This is a genomic window from Brasilonema angustatum (genome assembly GCF_059505445.1).
In genome coordinates this window covers 128327-146707 of sequence record NZ_JCACKO010000102.1, presented here as the reverse complement: position 1 = coordinate 146707, position 18381 = coordinate 128327, and the positions used below count along the sequence as shown (strand labels likewise).

Below are 18381 nucleotides of genomic sequence, written 5' to 3'. Positions count from 1 at the left end.
TTTCATTGAATAGTATAACTCAATCATCTGAAATTATTTCATGTCTTTCCTTTTTTTCTCTTGTCATATTTATTGATGATCGTCAAATGTGCAAGATGTGGGTGACGATGCTTTTCAAATGTTATGCTTAGATAAAAAATATTGAAGATTCTCAACAAAAGCCTTAACATTTTCAAAATGAATATTATGTGCGGACGTCTGAATAACTTTTAGTTGGCAAGATTCACAAATGTTAGTCATCTCTGTATTGACATCTATAAACTTTTCATCATATTCCCCTGCTAATAAAAGCACAGGGTTTTTATTTTTTTTCAGCATTTCCCACAAAGAAGGTTGACATCCAGTACCCATAAACCGTAGTGATTTAGCTAACTCAATTGGATGATTTTGCAACCGGACTTCTAGAAGGCGATGAAATTGGGGATGATCTTTAATTAAGCCAAAAATTTGTTGATTGTACCAATTGTAGACAAAGGTAACAAAATCATTTCTGCAAACACTTCTTTCTAATTTCCTGGCTATTTGCTCATCACGTTTAACTCGTTCTACTCGTTCTGCTTCTGTTAATAAACCAGGAGACGCTGATTCCAGAACAACTTTCGTGAAACGCTGAGGAAAATGCAGAGTCAGGTATAAAGCTAATCTCCCACCCATTGAATATCCAACCAAAAAGCATTTGGTAATTTTTAAATTATCCAGTAAGTTGATTACAGTATCAGCAGTGTTTGGCATTGTATACCACTCATCACCACACAAAACTTTAGTTTTTCCATGTCCAGGAAGGTCAACTGTCAAACAGTAAAAATCATCACATAGTAATGAAATGGCTTCATCAAATTCATGACTGTTCCCCATGAATCCGTGCAAAAAAAGAATCAGTGGTTGATCTGGATTACCACTGAACGAATAATGAAATTGATAATCTTCATTCGTTTTTGATTTGGAAAGCATGTGTGTTTATAAAAATCTATCTAAAGCAGCTTTAAGTTGTTCCAGTTCAACTTCAATATTGCCTTCTTTTGCAGCTCTTGCGATACACTCTGTTAAATGTTCATCCAAGACAATCCGTGCTACCCGATCCAATGCTCCCCGTACTGCAGCAATTTGTAGTAAAACATCAGGACAAGGGCTACTTTGCTGCACCATTGTCTTGACCCCGCGAATGTGCCCTTCTATACGCGAAAGCCGATTGACGATTCGCCGCAGAGATTCTTCACTATGAACGTGAGCATGAACAGAATGTTCATGGTTATGAAGATGCTGTGTATTATCTTTGTGTGTATCCTCAAGGAGGAAATCCTCATCCTGCCCAGATGTGGATGAAGATTGTTTTGTTGATCTGTTCGATCCATTCATAGGTTTGTGTTGAGGTGCTGCCAGTAAATAAGATCCTAACCTAGAGCACAGAGGAGGGGACGAGGGAAATGAGGAAGATGAGGAAAATGACCAATCTTATCTGAAAATGTCCTAAATTAAAGAATAAATCCCAGATTTTCAACGATTAAGGAGGAAGCGCGAAACATCAAGCCATAAACAAAGTCAATAAATATTCGTTATCACAAAACCTGTAAAAATAGCATAGAGAAATTTTTCACAATAGAAACAACAATTAGGCTGAAATATAAGGTTGTGGTTATGCGATTTTCCAAACGACTCCGGTCAATACGCCAACTAAGTACTCATGTGTTAGCCGTAATTTTGGGAGTTTTGCTAACTGTTGGCACTCTGCAAGTCTCACCCTCCCAAGCAGAACCAGCACCGAGTTATGTGAGTGCTGATTCACAACTTGTTGCTCAGAAATCACCAGCCACTGCTGCTATTGGTAGCAGTAGCTTTGTGACAGCAGCAGTAAATCGCGTTGGACCAGCAGTTGTGAGGATAGACACTGAGCGTACAATTACCCGACGCTCTGATCCATTCTTTGACGATCCCTTTTTCCGGCGATTTTTTGGTAACGGTTCACCACAGCAGTTGCCCCCCGAGCAATTACGTGGTCTTGGTTCTGGCTTTATCATTGATAAGAGTGGGTTAATTCTGACGAATGCTCATGTAGTCGATAAGGCTGATAAAGTAACTGTCCGCCTCAAAGACGGACGCAGCTTTGAAGGAAAGGTACAAGGCGTTGATGAAGTGACTGATTTGGCGGTAGTCAAAATTAACGCTGGTGCTGATTTACCAATTGCACCCTTGGGTTCTTCAACTAAGGTACAAGTGGGTGACTGGGCGATCGCAGTTGGTAACCCCTTAGGATTAGATAACACCGTTACTTTAGGAATTATCAGCACCCTCAGACGTTCCAGTAGTCTAGTTGGCATTGGTAACAAACGCCTAGATTTCATTCAAACCGACGCCGCTATCAACCCTGGTAACTCTGGTGGACCACTGGTGAATGCTCAAGGTGAAGTCATTGGTATCAACACAGCTATTCGTGGTGACGCAACGGGTATTGGGTTTGCCATTCCTATTGATAAAGCTAAAACAGTTGCAACTAAACTGGAACGAGGAGAAACAATTGCTCACCCATTCATAGGTGTGCAAATGCAAGAGATAACCCCCGAATTGGCAAGACAATTCAACTCTAACCCTAATTCTCCGATTCAATTGCCAGAAATTGATGGCGTTTTAGTCATGCAAGTGGTGCCCAATTCACCAGCCGCAACTGCGGGAATACGTCCGGGAGATGTGATTCTTGAGGTTGATCGACAGCCCGTCACAAAAGGCACACAGTTGCTTGACATTGTAGAAAATAGTCGTGTAGGTCAGCAATTGCAGTTAAAAGTCCAAAGGGGTAACCGGACACAACAGCTATCGATACGTACTGTTCAACTGCAAAATCCCTCTTAACTCATCTCCCGGCTTTTTATGAAATTAAACGGAGTGAAAATTTCATAAAAAGCCGGGAGAAATCGAAGTCATTAGTCATATCAAGTCCGGTTGATTAGTTATTATTCCTAAATCTATGCAGAAACCGAAAACCCTTTCTCCGGTGCTCCGTTCCCCCTGCTCCCTTGCAGTCTTAATGATAAGTCTTTAACCGGACACGATGATATCATTAGTCCTTTGTCACTAGTATGTTTTATGCCTACGGCACGCTAGCCCCGGAGGGGGCCGGAGCTAACGCGAACACGAAAATCGTGCTTTTTCTTACTAATGACTATTGACTAATGACTAATGACTAAGACGACGTAGCGACGATTCCTCCCACTCCGCGCGTGGGATGGGCTTTCTCCTCGTCTTCTGGTAAAAATTTTTAAATTCTAGACTGTAAAAGCCCAGCTTTTTGAAGAAGCTGGGTTTTTTGTCAAGGTTTTTTCTTTACCAGAAACTGACGCAAACTCAACAAACTTAAAGTTTGTCCCAAAGAAAGCGGTAAAATTGTCACTCCCTCTAGACGAGACTGTACCCAACCTTCTCCCCAGTACCATTCATGAAACCCATCTATTCCTTGAGAGAGTAACAAGCGTAAACAGTTAGGACGTGCCACATCTACTTGATGATGAATCGAGAGTGGTCCAATCTGGGTAGTATACTCAACTCCAGAATGGAGTTCTTCTGGGATTCCAGTAGCAAAGCGACCTGTGGGCAGCCATTTTTCTAGTTCCGTAGGACGCAGCAGACTGTCGCGAATTGCACTGAAGGATGCATCCACTTCTATCCGTATTTGGCTTTGTTGATAATTACCTAACATTTTTCGAGGATTACGGGAAGCATGAGAGAGTGTTTTTTTAGTATAACGAACCGCATTGATGCTTCTTGATGGCGCGAAGTCCACGATTACTAAAAGATTTCTACAACGTGTCATTAGCGACACCTTTCTAGTCAACACTACGAAGAACCAAAAGCGATATCGTGATGTTTCGCTGATTGCGGATTAAGGAGTTGTAATTTATTTCAACATCCTTGCACAGTAAGCACAAAAGATATGCAAATACAACATGTATTCACTAAGTTAGTGCACTGACTCCAACCCACTCATTACCCACGTGTTTAAGTTAAGTTAAGTTTTGTTATACTAAAATAATTATCTTTCGGTGCTTTTTGCACAGGAAATTTCGGTAAGAAATTAAAGGTATAGGTTTTTTTCATGGCGGATCAATTAATTCGCGCCACTGCAGCACAAGGTGGTATTCGTGCAGTTGGTGCAATAACTACACGCTTGACAGAAGAAGCAAGAAATAGACATAAGCTTTCTTATGTAGCAACGGCTGCGCTAGGTCGAACGATGACAGCAGGCTTGCTGATGGCTTCTAGTATGAAACGGGCTGGATCTAGAGTTAATGTCCGAGTTAAAGGTGATGGACCTTTAGGTGGTATATTAATAGACGCAGGACTAGATGGAACAGTACGCGGTTACGTGGAAAATTCATCTGTAGAACTGCCTCCCAATAGTAAAGGTAAGCTTGACGTTGGTGGTGCAGTTGGTAAAGGTTTTCTTTACGTAGTCCGCGACATTGGATATGGGTATCCTTACTCTAGTACGGTGGAGCTTGTTTCTGGTGAGATAGGGGACGACGTGGCTCATTACCTCATCAGTTCGGAACAAACACCTTCAGCGGTAGTATTAGGCGTGTTCGTAGGAGCAAACGGAGTGACAGCAGCCGGAGGATTACTGGTACAAGTATTGCCTAAAGCCGCTAGAGATGAAGCTCTAGTGGAAACTTTGGAATCACGAGTCGCCGCACTATCAGGATTTACACCTTTGTTGCAAGCAGGGAAATCCTTGACAGACATCTTTGGTGATTTACTGGGAGATATGGGAGTTGCGATCTTTCCGGAAACCCAAATTTTACGTTACCACTGCGGTTGCTCCTTTGACCGCGTGCTAGGAGCACTCAAAATGTTGGGTGAAGCAGAACTACAAGACATGATTGTTAAAGATAATGGGGCGGAAGCAACTTGCGATTTTTGTGGTACAGTTTACCAGGCAAGTCGAGATGACTTGGCTCAACTGGTTGTAGATTTGCAAGCAGAAGCTTCAGCCGGGGTGTAAAGTATAAAAGAAAACTTTTTATCTAGCATATACATGATATGAGTGGAGGACATATCATCATGTAAGAAGTAACTTCATCCAGAAGGAAAGTTACGATGGCAGGGACGAAACTTTGGAGCTATAACAGATCGCTAAAGTTAATTGTTTATTTTGGTGTGAGAGATGACAGAGCGGGATATGCCAGAAAGTTGGTTACCAGGCAAAGCAAGAGAGCCAGATAACAATATGACTAGAGGATACCGAAGGCAAGAATCTAGTGAAACACATACGTCTGGAGTCGCAACAACCAGTTATATCATCGATTCTGTGAAAGGCTCAAAAGAAAATGATTCGGACCAACTGTCTCTAGATAAAGAGTCCCAAGAAATAGTACCAGTCAGTAAAAGTTCTTGGACATTGCCTAAATGGACGAAATCGTGGGTGTTGTGGACGTTACTGTTAGCGTTGGTTCCTAGCGGAATAGCCTTTATGGCAACAGCAATGTTACTCAAGCTGCCATCTGCGCCTAACTGTCCATCGATTTTCTGGCCATTGGCTAGTGCTTCGGTACGGCTAAATTGCGCTCAGTTGGCAGCTTCTAAGCAAACGGTAAAAGACCTTCTCCAAGCGATCGCCCTAGTCAAAGAACTGCCAAAAAATCACCCGCTTCGTGGAGAAATTGACCGTTTAATAGAAGATTGGTCACGGGAGATTCTGCAATTAGCAGACCAGAGTTTCCAGGCAGGTCGGCTAGACGAAGCGATCGCAACAGCTCGCCAGGTTCCAAAAGAGGAATCCGCTTATCGATTGGTGGAGCCAAAAATTTCCAAATGGCAATCCATCTGGTCAACAGCAGAAGGCATTTACACTGAAGCAGAAGCCCAAATGCGGGACGAAAAATGGCATCAAGCGTTCATGTTAGCTTCTAGATTGTTGCGTGTAGATAATACATACTGGTCGATGACGAAATATGACCAGTTGAATCGATTAATTGTCAGCGCCCGAGAAGATGGTGAGCAGTTAGGAAAAGCGAAAACTTTAGCCGAAAGCAAAACAGTCGATAATCTCCTCAAAGCCATTAAGGTGGCAGAGTCGATACGGCAGGACAGTTACGTTTATCCCAAAGCCCAGCAAGCTCTTTCGGAATTTGGAGATAAAATGCTTGAGTTGGCACAGGCAAAACTGGACGGACGAAATCCAGACCAAGCTATCTTGATAGCCCAAAAAATTCCCCCCAGCACTGGACACAATAAGGACATACAAGACTTTATTGCTTTATCTGAAGCGCAAAGGAGTGCATGGTTAGGGACAACAGCCGGTCTAGAAACAGCAATTGCCCAAGCTCAACAAATAGAGGCAACCAGACCAAAATATGAAAAAGCGCAAGAACTTATTGCTAGCTGGCAACTAGAAATTCAAGATGTCGCCCATTTGGAAAAAGCAAGAACTCTGGCAAGCCTTGGTTCAGTTAAAGATTTTGCAGCAGCTATCACTGAAGCACAACTAATTCCAGAAGGCAACCCTCGTGCAGAGCAAGCAAAAAAAGAAATTGGTGGTTGGGTTGCTCAAATACAGACAATCGAAGACCGTCCGTATTTGGATCGAGCTGATCAAATGGCAATGCTTGAGGATGTTAACTCTCTACAAGCGGCGATCGCACAGGCAAGTCAAGTTCGACGAGGTCGTGCATTGTATCCAGAAGCACGAAGAAAAATTGGGAATTGGACAGCAAAGATTCAAACTACTCAAGACCAGCCCTACTTAGACCAAGCAAAAAGCTTAGCTGACAGTGGCGATTTACCCTCTGCTATTGCAACAGCTCAACAAATCCGCTCAGGACGAGCACTTTCTGGTGAAGCACAAACAGTTATAGATCAGTGGCAAGGACAAATTCGTGCAAAACAAAATTGGAACAAAGCACGAGAAATCGCAGTTACCGGAACTCCGGAAGCTTTGGCACAAGCAATTAGGCTAGCAAACAGAGTACCGGATAATAGCATCCTACACAGTGATGCAAGTATCGCCATTGACCAATGGAGTCAGCAATTGTTGGATATAGCTCGTGCTCAAGGAGAATCTAATATTCCTAGAGCTATTGAGACAGCCAGACTGATTCCAAGAGGAACTGATGCCTATAGTGCTGCACGAGAACAAATTAGAGCATGGCAAGAATATCTCAATCCTCAGCCACAAGAAGTTCCACAGGAACAATCTCAACAACAACCTACACAAGAACAATCTCAACAAGAATCTTTGCCTGAGCAACCAAGGGTGATCGAAGGACAGTAATATCAAATTTGCACATACAATAAAGTTCTGTGTAGGCTTGGTAACCGAAAGTCACAGCTTGTGAAACACAGTGGATAGAAATTTAGAAACTGATGTTAGACGCCTTAACCAGATACTCGGAAAAATTCTGAGTCATGCAACCCAATTTTTGCAAGGTTTGAACCAACGTCCTGTTGGAGTTATGCCTGCAAATTATGACATAGCCTCCTTGCCTAAAGAGGGAATTGGTACAGAGAAAGCTTTAGAGGCGTTTAACAACAAGTATGGTGCAGGAATTACTGCTAGTATTGGTCCTCGTTACTTGGGCTTTGTGACTGGCGGTTCTACACCTGCAGCGATTGCAGGTGACTGGCTTGTGAGTATCTTTGATCAAAATGTCATCGGTGCGAAAGATTCCTCTGCGCCTGAAGTTGAGCGAGAGACAATCAGTTTCCTTCGCCAACTCTTCCAGATATCAGACTCCCACTCCGGAACATTTGTCTCAGGTGCGACAATGTCCAATTTTGTGGGTTTAGCATTAGCCAGACAATGGATTGCTCAACAGCTGAAGATCGATATTACTCATCATGGACTGTATGCTTTGCCCGCTATCAAAATCTTCAGCGGTTCACCCCATTCGTGTATCAGCAAAGCAGTTTCTATGCTTGGAATGGGTAAAAGTAATCTACAAATTGTTCCTTGTTTACCTGAACGAGAAGCTATTGACTTAGATGAACTCACCAAAAACTTGAGTCGTTGCCAGGAGCCATGTATTGTTGTGGCAAATGCAGGAACCGTTAATACTGGTGATTTTGACGATTTAATGGGAATTGCAGCACTCAAGCAAGAGTTTAATTTCTGGCTGCATGTAGATGCTGCCTTTGGTGGATTTGCAGCTTGTTCACCTCAATACTGCCATCTGGTACAAGGGCTGGATGCTGCGGATTCGATCGCGATTGATGCTCACAAATGGCTGAATGTTCCTTATGATTCGGCTATGCAATTTACACGGCATCGAAATCTCCAACTCGAAGTCTTTCAAAATAATGCAGCTTATCTTGGAGTTCCGGCTGAAAATCCTGATTTTGTTCACTTAACTCCAGAAAACTCACGCCGATTCAGGGCACTTCCTGCATGGTTTAGCTTGATAGCTTATGGTGCACAGGGGTATCGAGACATCGTTGAGACAAACTGTGAGTTAGCTCAACTTTTAGGTAAGAAAATAAAGAATTCTAGAGATTTCAAGCTTTTAGCTCCTGTTCGTCTTAATGTCGTCTGCTTTACCTTGTCAGTTGACGGGCAAGAGATTCGATTAGACACCATTGAAAAATTCCTGGAAAAGTTGCACGATAGTGGAAAGGTTTTCCTAACACCAACTGTTTACGGAAGTGTGCCAGCAATTCGAGCTGCATTCTCCAACTGGCGCACTCAACAGATTGATGTTCAAATCCTGTGGGAAGCACTTTCAGAAACGATGAGTTCGTTTAAAGACTCAGTTATGCAGTAGCGAAATGAGCGAATGCGTGAATTGTTATCGTCCCACTAATTTATCCCGCAGCAGCTTAATGCGATCGCGCAACTTCCCCGCCTCCTCAAACTCTAGTTTCTTCGCCGCTTCTTTCATCTGTGCTTCCAGTTGAGTAATCAAACCTGGAATCTCTTCCAAAGGAAATTCATCTATATGTTGTTTAACTGTATCTAACTCGGTTGCATTTAATCGCCGCGACACTTCTAAGAAAGATAAAATCGCATTGCTCGATTTTTTCTTCACAATTGGTTGCGGTGTAATTCCGTGCATCCGGTTATGAGCCATTTGAATATTGCGACGCCTCTCGGTTTCTTCCATAGCTTTGATCATGCTATCAGTTAAGTTATCCGCATACATAATCGCTTGTCCCCGCACATGACGCGCTGCTCTTCCAATCGTTTGAATCAGAGAACGTTCTGCACGCAAAAAGCCTTCTTTATCAGCATCCAAAATCGCCACCAGAGAAACTTCTGGTAAATCCAAACCTTCCCGCAGCAAGTTCACACCAACCAACACATCAAAGCTACCATCGCGCAAATCCTGCAAAATCTCAATTCGCTCAATCGAATTAATTTCAGAATGCAGATACCTTACTCGAATACTGTTGTCTTGCAGATATTCAGTTAAATCTTCTGCCATGCGCTTAGTCAGTGTTGTAATCAGCACTCGTTCCTGGCGATCAACTCTGTCTTTTATTTCGCCCAACAAATCATCGATTTGCCCTTCTGTCGGACGGACTATGATTTCTGGATCAACAACTCCAGTTGGTCTAATGATTTGTTGTGCGATATGACCTTCAGAAACTTCGAGTTCCCAATTTCCTGGGGTAGCGGAAACGAAAATACACTGATTCACCTTTGTCCAAAATTCCTCAGCCTTCAGTGGACGGTTATCAGCCGCACTGGGTAGACGAAACCCATGCTCAATTAACACTTTTTTTCGTGCTTGGTCACCGTTATACATTCCGCGTATTTGCGGTACAGTGACATGAGATTCATCTATGACCAACAGCCAATCTTTGGGGAAATAATCAATCAAACATTCGGGTGGTTCGCCTGCTTGGCGTCCTGCAAGGTGACGGGAATAGTTTTCCACACCATTGCAATAACCCACCTCACGCAACATTTCCAAATCATAGCGCGTCCTCTGGTCTATGCGTTGCGCTTCCAGTAATTTCCCAGCTTCCTCTAATTCTGCTTTTCGCTGTTTGAGTTCTGCTGCGATCGCATCGCAAGCTTCTTCTAACCTTTCTTCAGGAGTGACGAAGTGACGCGCCGGATAAAGATTCACCGCTTCTACACTCTTAATAATTTCACCTGTGACAGGGTCAACATAGCGAATAGCATCAATCTCATCACCAAAGAATTCCACGCGGATAATTCGGTCTTCATACGCTGGACCAATTTCCAATACATCACCCCGGACGCGAAAACGTCCGCGACCTAACTCCACATCGTTGCGGCTATACTGAATGGATACTAAATCTTTCAGTATTTCCCGTTGGTTCACTTCCAAACCGACTTGAAAGGGAATAGCTGCTTTCAGGTATTCTGAAGGCATTCCTAAACCATAGATGCAACTAATAGATGCAACAACAACTACATCGCGGCGTTCAAAGAGCGATCGCGTTGCTGAGTGTCGCAACATATCAATTTCATCGTTAATCGAAGCCGTTTTTTCTATATATGTATCGCTGACAGGAATATAGGCTTCTGGCTGATAGTAATCGTAGTAACTAACGAAATACTCAACTGCATTCTCAGCAAAGAATTCTCGTAACTCGTTACACAGTTGTGCCGCAAGAGTTTTGTTGTGAGCAAGAACGAGAGTGGGTTTCCCCACTTTTTCAATCACTGAGGCGATGGTAAAAGTTTTTCCTGTTCCCGTCGCTCCCAGTAAAGTTTGATACCTGTTTGCATAATTTACGCTGGTGATAAGTTGAGCGATCGCTTGTGGTTGATCGCCTGTCGGTTGAAAGGGAGCTTGAAGATGAAATTGCGTCATAGAAGTTAATTCAGCTGCTTCTATTTAATATGCTAAGCAACTTCAACACAATCGGTGCTTTTACTGTATAAATAAGTTTTGTCGCCACTTTGAAATCTGTGGCCGATATCTGCAACATTTCTTTATTTTAGTTAACAAAAATCTTATATTTATATTTAAAATATAAGTCTTATAGAAGAATTATATCTACACGATATTTTTAAAGTTAAACTGAGATATTAAGGAAAAATTTAACTTTCCCAGAATCTTGTAAAATAAGTTAACAATACACCAGGTGAGAATGAATGAGCATAACTAGCTCTGGTGAAGCAAGAAGTCCTCGGCGAAAAAATGTCAAGCTTAACGGAGAAACTACAGTGGAAAATAATCAGGGTAAAAGTTGGGATCAGGTAGAGCACAGTAGTGACCAGCAAAACCAGGTAGAACTACTAGGTGAAGTTAAAGTAGATAATACACTACCTGTCGGTGGAATACGTCCAGTCAGCTCCAGTAGTTTACAAGTTGTAGAAACAAGGAATGTAATGGGTATACGCCCAGTTACAGGTCACTCATTTGAAATTGCTCACACTATGAACCAGTCTGGAACTCGTCCAATTGGTACAAGTGATCTCGTAATTTATGAAACATACTCTGCCATGGGGAATCGCCCAATAGCGTCAAATACTATTGACGATCCTGAATCTCTCATGGGCTTTCTTGATTAAATAAAAATTGTACACATAACTTTATTCACCCGGTTTTTGTAAGGAAGCCGGGTTTTTCATTAATTAAATAGGCCACATTAAGAGTTATTCATAAAACATTATTATTAAATAGACTGGCATGCAGTAGCATCAAAAGTTTTTCATAACTAACTAGTGTTAGAGGATAGTAGTGACTCTTCCTCTCTCTTTTAGCATAGAAGATTAATATATCTAGAGGTGGAAGGCTACTGTAAGATAATTCAGCTAATTTGTAAGAGTAATAAAAAGCAAGTTCAAAGTTAATTATCAACTTTGAAACGTAATTGATAGAATTCCTGGAGGGCTAAATGAGTTTAGAAGATCGTGCAAAAGCTGTAGCTAAAAATGTTGAAGGTAAAATTCAAGAAGTAGTAGGAAACGTTACTGGCGATCCAGAAGATAAAGCTAAAGGTCAGGCAAAGCAAGCAGAAGGCGAAGTACGTCATGGCGTTGAAAATGTCAAAGATGACGTAAAGGATACGCTTAAATAAAACTAATGTTTTTTCTACTAACTTTGGGCGTTTGTAATGGCGTATTTATTTTAAGAAATACCTACGCTATTAAACTTAACAACTCATAGTTACGCGCGTTATCAAAGCGCGGGAACGAAGTCCGCATCGGTGGACTTCGTTTGTTCATGTAGTAGTTTAGATTCACCAATGAACTTACACCGAGAATTGTAAGTAGCTCAACCTAATTAAATGTGAAATGTCATTACGGAGTACGCAGGGGGCAAGGCAGGGCATAGGTTACGGAGTGTACACGCGTCGTTTGAAGCGTGTCCTTTTCGGACTCACCGTAAGGCATGGCTGTTCCCACTAGGGTAGCGAAGTAATAGCAAAGACTCTATTTTACGTTTTTCAATGTTGACCTACTTAGAAAGCTGAAGACAGACTCAATCAACTGTAATAGATATTCTATTTCAGCTAACTGAGAACTGATTTTAGGGAGGTAAGAAGTATGAGTCTACTGAAGCAGAGCCGCCAAATCATCATAGGTTGTGTTTTGATTTTAGTCTTAACTTTGACAACAGCCTGTGGTGGTAATGTGACACAAGCTAATCGCACAACTAACCCACCAATGGTTGGTAAAGACGTCGCTTCCGGAGAATTAGGGCGAGTGAATATCCCAGCAGGAGAAAGTTTTGGTGACTGGGTTGTACAGACATCGAAGGGATTAGTCACAGAGGCTTATGTGCGTGACAACAACAAATTAGGTGTTGTAATTTCCTCTAAAGTTCCTCCCAGTGATGTGCGTCCCTTAGCAAAATCCTTAGTAGAAGGTTTTCGTCACAACTTTCCCAATCAAGACTTGAAAGTTTTAGTGTATGCGCCTGATAAAAAACTGATTTTGACAGCGCAGTATGACGTGCAAACAAACCAAGTTCAGTACACATAATTGCTGGATTTGATAAAAGTTTAAGAAAAGTCAGTTTATTTCAAAAGCTTGATAATCAAAAGCTTGATAAGACAAAGGAGATAAGTAAGATGAGTAGCAGCGATCAATACAGACGTGACATCATGAGTGATTTGGCTCATGGAAATGTTGATTCTTTAGATCAAGCTCCCACCTCTTCAGGAAGAGAGTACGATAATTTTGATGATTTTGCCCAGCGCTCAACACACGAAGAACGCCGTCAGTTGTTTGGTCAGTGTTTACATCATGACAACGTTCCCCCCCACCAAATGGAGCCAGAATTGCAAAAGGCAATTTCTCAAATTAAACCTAATGAACGGGATGATGTCGCCCGCGGCTTCTTGAAGCACTTCAAGCAAAGAGGATTCGATGACCGCCATCTGGAACAACAACTTAGTCTTTCCACTCACTCTCCTAATCAAATGAACGCTGAGGATGTCAGTAAACTCGCCTCCTTCGCTTATCACAACCATCCCGATATCTTCCGCGAAGTGTTGGCAGAGCAACCCGGAATTATTAGGTTTCTTAGCAATCCTGTTGTAGCAGCTGTTTTGGGAATTGCTGCAGCTAAATGGTTAGGTAATCACAACCGATAAAAGTTGAGTGTTGAATTCTTAAGTTTGTAGTAGGGTGGGCAAAAATGCCCATCTTTTTTATTTAATAGTCGTAAATTTACAAAGTTTTTATATCGTAATTTCGGTGATGAATCATCCAGAAGGTTGATCTAAGCTAACTTTTGATGATATGTAATGTTTACGCAATAACAACATTCACTTTAAATTTTGTGTTAAGACAACTAGAACTAGTTGATTTTGCTTACGTAAACAGTGACACTCATTACTATGCAATTTCAGAAGCATTACTGAAGACACCGCTAGTACCTCAGAAATAGAGGCAAGTATAGAACTTGCCATCAGCGTTTGATAGATGTTTTCTGATGATGTATGCGACAGGTTAACGCTAACCCGTCGCAACGCTTTTGTGTGCAACTATTTTGAGGTACTAACGAATCTCACTCCAGGGTAAATCTACCATCAATTTTTACCTACTTACAGGAGTGAGCCCAATGACACGATTTAAGGTTAGAAAAAAGTTACGTAAAGCTTGTGTTAAGGTCAAATATGTTGCTCTAGAAACACTTGGCATGGGACAGGCGAGTGTGAGTCGAGCCGGGAGTAGACTGGGCGTAAGGGCTAGTCTGAAATTGGTAGGAATGAAGCCGTTTATTCGCGTTTTAACATTAGGCTCTACCACTGTACTGGGATTGAGTGTAGTCGCAGGTTCAGCGCACGCAACTACCTTCACACTCACTTCCCCAACTTCGGGTGGAACATTGGGCAATGGATTCACCCCAGTAGGTGGAATTGTTTTGGATTTGATTGGTCAAAACAATACACGGGTAACTAGCCAGTTGGCTGCCAATCAATTATACATAGGCTATGCTAATAACAATCCACTTACTATCGGTACCCAAACTGGTTTTAATTCGTCAGTCATCTCAGCACTGGGGGGAGGTATTAAAGAGGCTGCTATCCGGTTCTCTCTTTATGACGGCGATTCAGCGTCTGGTGATTTCGATTTCAACGATAATACACTCCAAGTTAATGGTCTCAACTTTGGCAATTGGAGCAGTGTAAATGCTGAAAACACTGATGACCAAGGAAATGCCGCTTCTGGTGGTTTAAGTAGTGGCGGTTTCCGCAATGAAACACTAGATACGGGCTGGTTCTATTCCAACAATGCTACACTCCTTACCAACTTGTATAACAGTTTTGTGAATACACAAAAAGTTGTTTACCAAGTTCAAGACATTGACCCGTACGACAACTATTATGACTTTACACAGGGAGTAAGTTCCAACTTTACCAACGTCGGTCAAGGTCCAGCTGTCCAACCTTCTAATCCTGTTCCCGAACCTATAACCATATTAGGTTCTTTAGCCGCAGGTAGTTTTGGTGTGGCTCTGCGTCGTAAATACAACAAGCAGGAACAAAAAGAGACTGCAAAAGTGTAGGAAAACCAGACAGGTAGAATAAACTTCCTGCATCCATCTCATCACTTGCCAGGGGTTTATAACTCCTGGCTAATAGCCTAAGTAGATCGGCGTAAATAATTCTTGTTGGAATAAAGCAGGGAGCAGGTGAGACAGCGCTGCGGGAGGGTTTCCCTCCGCAGGCGACTGGGAACCCGAAGGGGAGCAGGGAGTAGGGAGAGAAAGAGTTTGAGCCTTATTTACTTTTCTTTACACAGTTTGATTTTTTTGCACCGACTTACTTATAGTCATCATCATATGACATGAAAGCTTCTCACCTCACGGTTATCTCACAACTCAAATACCCTCAAATCTGGTTATTAGCTATAGGAACAGGCTTAATTGCTATTAATTTGGTTGTGCTTTGGAAAGCCAATAATTCTAGCCTCCTAGGCATGACTTTTCTATTTTGGGCGGCGATATCTTCCTTAGTCTGGGAAAAGCGCCACAGTTTAAATCTAGAAAGTGGAGTTTTCTCTAGTTTCTTTGGTTTAACACTGATTGCGCTGTTACTCATCAAGAGTATATCCCTCACAAGCTTTGGTGTTTTGTTGTATCTTTCACCAGTGATTTTTGCCATTGGTTTTGCAATCCTGGCGTCTGGCTTTAAGGGACTAAAGCAATACAAAGCAGAATTATTTATTCTATTTTTTCTGAGTGTACCTAAATTATTATCTTCATGGCTTGATATATCCCTGTTGACTGCCAAATTTACAACTTTAATTCTTTGGTACACAGGTTTTGATGTTGCTCAAAAAGGAACTCAACTTTATCTCCCGACTGGAAGCGTAGAAGTTTATTCGGGATGTTCTGGGATAGAGCTGATATTCCAACTAGTAGGCTTAGCTCTACTTTTTCTCTTAATGTTTCCTCAAAATTGGAAGCACAAAATTCTGATAGCATTTACAGCCGGCACTTTGGCGTTTATTGTGAATGCTTTAAGAGTCGCTCTGATGGCTATCTTAGTAGCACAAGGACATATGGAAGTCTTTGATTACTGGCATGATGGAGATGGTTCTCTGGTATTTTCGCTGATTGCTGTGTTACTTTTTGGATTATTTTGCTGGTTTTACCTTGGAAGGTCTGAATTAAGAAATAAAGACGCCACGGAGTCATCAAAGTAATGATTTGGAAACGATGATTTGGAAACAATTGCGCATACCACTTTTGGCTTTCACTCTGAGTGGCGTCTTGTTTGTTTTAGGAACTATAGTGTTGCTTCCCACAAAAGACAAACAGACAGTGACTGCGTTTACATTTCCTCAAGAGGTTCCTTTACCACAATGGCAATTCAGCGTAAGTCGTCCACTACCACAGCCAACAAAAAAGATTTACCAAGTCATAGCTCAAAAGCATTATCAATACCTAAACAATAATTTGGTTCTAGATATTGAAATGCGTTATTTGAAGGATGGAGATGTTGTTCAGTTTCTGCGAGATTTTACCTTTATCTATTCACCTGCTGTGATACGTCAGCAACAAGGAGTTGGCTACTATGGTTTGGGAGTAGAAAAGCAACGAGCTTACTTGAGTACGTGTATCAACCCTCAAGGCGGCAGTACGTTTACTAATGAGCAATTTAATCAAAATCTACATATCCACGCAATCCAGCCGAAACGTCTATTGTCCTGGATCTTGAGTCAGAAACAACTTCAAGACAACCGTTGTCTTTGGGCGCATTTATCAATTCCTTTAAAAAATTCTTCCCCAGAAACAGCTTACCAAGTTTTAGAAAAGGCTTGGTTTTCTTGGTATCAGTGGTGGAAACCACGCTTTCCCAAGTCCTAAATTATCGTCAATTCTTTCAGTTTTACTCGGTTAACAAAATGACAAAATCAAATAGAGATAATTTCATGCCCATAGTTCAAGAACTACAAGACTTTGCCTTCAGTCAGCAAGGTTCGATGACAATAGTGCGATCGCTGGGCTATGGTTTATTATTATTGGCATTGTTCGACATCATTGAGATGTTTATCCCGCCCAATTTTATGAATCCTGTTTGGGAGTTTCAAACAATGGGGATGCTAGTTGAAAAAGTACCAGTGCCTTTAATTGGGTTAGTGTTAGTGTTTTTTGGAGAGCTACATTCGCGAACAAAATTAGAAATTCCTATTTTAAAGTTTTTATCTTGGTTAACTTTATTATTTGGAATATTATTTTTTCTACTCATACCTTTAGGACTGACTAGCACGATTCGATTAAACAGTCAAAATGCTGCTCAAGTTCAAACTGTATCCACTCAAAAAATATCTCAAGCCGATCAATTAGAACAGCAGGTGAATAAAGCTTCACCCGAACAGATAGATAAATTTTTAAAGAGCCAAGGTCGCCAAACAGATGGTAAAAATCCTCAACAATTAAAGGAGCAATTGTTATCACAAGTCTCACAAGCTAAACAACAGATTAAAACTCAAGCAGAAGCAACTCAGTCTCTTCGAGGGTTAAGCTTGATTAAGACTTCTGTAAAATGGAATCTTGGTGCTGTGGTTGCAGGAACTTTGTTTATCAGTATTTGGAAGGGAACCCGTTGGGCGAGAAACTGATATAGGAATCCGGTTTGATTTATATCTCGTTCCTATACTCTGCATAGGAACGAGAAACGAGAAAAAAACTCGGTTTTGAAAAACCGAGTTTTTTTTATCGACAGTTAACAACTATTTGTCCTTGAATAGTTCAAGCTGTTGCGAGTTGTGGAGTAGGACGCTTGCTGTTGCGAATACCCTCTATAGCCTCAGCATAATCCTTTGCCTTAAACACAGCGGAACCAGCTACGATCGCATTAGCCCCAGCTTCCAAAACTTGCCAGGTATTATTTGCCTTGAGTCCCCCATCCACTTCTATCCAAGGATCAAGACCACGTTCATCGCACATTTGACGTAGCTTGCGGATTTTTGGCACAACTTCAGGAATAAAGCTTTGACCGCCAAAACCGGGGTTGACGCTCATAATCAACACCAAGTCACACAGTTCTATAACATACTCAATCAGTTCCAAAGGACTACCGGGGTTAAGAACCACTCCTGCTTTTTTACCAAGTTCTTTGATTTGTCCCAACGTGCGGTGCAGGTGAGGTGAAGCGTTGTGTTCGCAATGAACATAGATGTGATCTGCCCCTGCTTTCGCAAAATCTTCTACGTACTTTTCTGGTTCCACAATCATCAAGTGAACGTCCAGAGGCTTTTGTGTCACTGGGCGAATCGCCTCCACAATCAGAGGACCTATCGTAATATTAGGTACAAAGCGACCGTCCATTACATCGACATGAATCCAATCTGCGCCAGCCTGATCTACAGCACGTATTTCGTCTCCTAGACGACTAAAATCTGCTGATAGGATGGACGGAGCTATTACAATGGGCTTTTTAGATTGTGTTTGGGTCATGGCTAGTGGGTTTTTAAGCGTCCTCATCTGTCAGCATTGTAACAAAACTTGAGCAAACGCT

General features: G+C 41.8%; 17 protein-coding genes. 12 read left to right on the top strand and 5 right to left on the bottom strand.

The genetic code is table 11. The annotated features are described in order from the left end of the window. Window positions 1-114 precede the first annotated feature (114 nt). Entirely contained in the window at window positions 115-951 is an 837-nt protein-coding gene (gene menH / locus AC5JM2_RS17460) for a 2-succinyl-6-hydroxy-2,4-cyclohexadiene-1-carboxylate synthase (RefSeq protein ID WP_495836116.1), read from the bottom strand. A 6-nt stretch (window positions 952-957) separates the two neighbouring features. Beyond that, window positions 958-1356, bottom strand: a complete 399-nt coding sequence (locus tag AC5JM2_RS17455; protein ID WP_495836115.1) for a metal-sensing transcriptional repressor — start codon at window positions 1354-1356, stop codon at window positions 958-960. Window positions 1357-1635: 279 nt separating this feature from the next. Between AC5JM2_RS17455 and AC5JM2_RS17450 the strand changes: the two genes are divergently transcribed. Then, window positions 1636-2844, top strand: a complete 1209-nt coding sequence (locus AC5JM2_RS17450) for an HhoA/HhoB/HtrA family serine endopeptidase (protein ID WP_495836114.1) — start codon at window positions 1636-1638, stop codon at window positions 2842-2844. Window positions 2845-3301: 457 nt separating this feature from the next. Here AC5JM2_RS17450 and AC5JM2_RS17445 read toward each other — a convergent pair whose 3' ends face one another. Next, window positions 3302-3688, bottom strand: coding sequence for a hypothetical protein (locus AC5JM2_RS17445; protein ID WP_495836239.1), 387 nt, complete (start codon window positions 3686-3688; stop codon window positions 3302-3304). A 396-nt stretch (window positions 3689-4084) separates the two neighbouring features. Here AC5JM2_RS17445 and hslO point away from each other — a divergent pair, with 396 nt between their 5' ends. The 3 genes from hslO to AC5JM2_RS17430 all read left to right on the top strand — a co-directional run bounded on the left by hslO (window position 4085) and on the right by AC5JM2_RS17430 (window position 8744). After that, window positions 4085-4990: an Hsp33 family molecular chaperone HslO gene (hslO, locus tag AC5JM2_RS17440; protein WP_495836113.1), complete on the top strand. Its 906-nt coding sequence runs from the start codon at window positions 4085-4087 to the stop codon at window positions 4988-4990. Between the two features lie 162 nt (window positions 4991-5152). Next, window positions 5153-7258 carry a chromosome segregation ATPase gene (locus AC5JM2_RS17435; protein ID WP_495836112.1) on the top strand — a complete coding sequence of 702 codons (2106 nt, stop codon included), beginning with the start codon at window positions 5153-5155 and terminating at the stop codon, window positions 7256-7258. A gap of 70 nt (window positions 7259-7328) precedes the next feature. After that, on the top strand, window positions 7329-8744 hold the full coding sequence (locus tag AC5JM2_RS17430; protein WP_495836111.1) for a pyridoxal phosphate-dependent decarboxylase family protein: 1416 nt from the start codon (window positions 7329-7331) through the stop codon (window positions 8742-8744). A 24-nt stretch (window positions 8745-8768) separates the two neighbouring features. On the opposite strand, the gene uvrB is transcribed toward AC5JM2_RS17430, so the two are convergent. After that, a complete protein-coding gene (uvrB, locus tag AC5JM2_RS17425; RefSeq protein ID WP_495836110.1) occupies window positions 8769-10769 on the bottom strand; it encodes an excinuclease ABC subunit UvrB in 2001 nt (666 codons plus the stop codon). Between the two features lie 284 nt (window positions 10770-11053). Between uvrB and AC5JM2_RS17420 the strand changes: the two genes are divergently transcribed. From AC5JM2_RS17420 to hpsJ-A, 8 genes are all read left to right on the top strand, one after another. Beyond that, complete coding sequence (locus tag AC5JM2_RS17420) at window positions 11054-11473, top strand: hypothetical protein (protein WP_495836109.1); 420 nt, start codon at window positions 11054-11056, stop codon at window positions 11471-11473. Window positions 11474-11799: 326 nt separating this feature from the next. Next, entirely contained in the window at window positions 11800-11982 is a 183-nt protein-coding gene (locus AC5JM2_RS17415) for a CsbD family protein (RefSeq protein ID WP_495836108.1), read from the top strand. Window positions 11983-12451: 469 nt separating this feature from the next. Beyond that, window positions 12452-12889 (top strand): hypothetical protein, encoded by a 438-nt coding sequence (locus AC5JM2_RS17410; protein WP_495836107.1) that lies wholly within the window; start codon window positions 12452-12454, stop codon window positions 12887-12889. Window positions 12890-12978: 89 nt separating this feature from the next. Next, window positions 12979-13503, top strand: coding sequence for a hypothetical protein (locus tag AC5JM2_RS17405; protein ID WP_495836106.1), 525 nt, complete (start codon window positions 12979-12981; stop codon window positions 13501-13503). Between the two features lie 470 nt (window positions 13504-13973). Continuing rightward, window positions 13974-14921: a PEP-CTERM sorting domain-containing protein gene (locus AC5JM2_RS17400; protein ID WP_495836105.1), complete on the top strand. Its 948-nt coding sequence runs from the start codon at window positions 13974-13976 to the stop codon at window positions 14919-14921. A gap of 281 nt (window positions 14922-15202) precedes the next feature. Then, complete coding sequence (gene crtA / locus AC5JM2_RS17395; protein ID WP_495836104.1) at window positions 15203-16063, top strand: cyanoexosortase A; 861 nt, start codon at window positions 15203-15205, stop codon at window positions 16061-16063. Window positions 16064-16076: 13 nt separating this feature from the next. Then, entirely contained in the window at window positions 16077-16727 is a 651-nt protein-coding gene (locus AC5JM2_RS17390; RefSeq protein ID WP_495836103.1) for a cyanoexosortase A system-associated protein, read from the top strand. A 65-nt stretch (window positions 16728-16792) separates the two neighbouring features. Continuing rightward, window positions 16793-17482 carry an HpsJ-like protein, cyanoexosortase A-associated gene (gene hpsJ-A / locus AC5JM2_RS17385; protein WP_495836102.1) on the top strand — a complete coding sequence of 230 codons (690 nt, stop codon included), beginning with the start codon at window positions 16793-16795 and terminating at the stop codon, window positions 17480-17482. 130 nt (window positions 17483-17612) lie between these two features. Here hpsJ-A and rpe read toward each other — a convergent pair whose 3' ends face one another. Beyond that, window positions 17613-18320: a ribulose-phosphate 3-epimerase gene (rpe, locus tag AC5JM2_RS17380; protein WP_495836101.1), complete on the bottom strand. Its 708-nt coding sequence runs from the start codon at window positions 18318-18320 to the stop codon at window positions 17613-17615. Window positions 18321-18381: the final 61 nt, after the last annotated feature.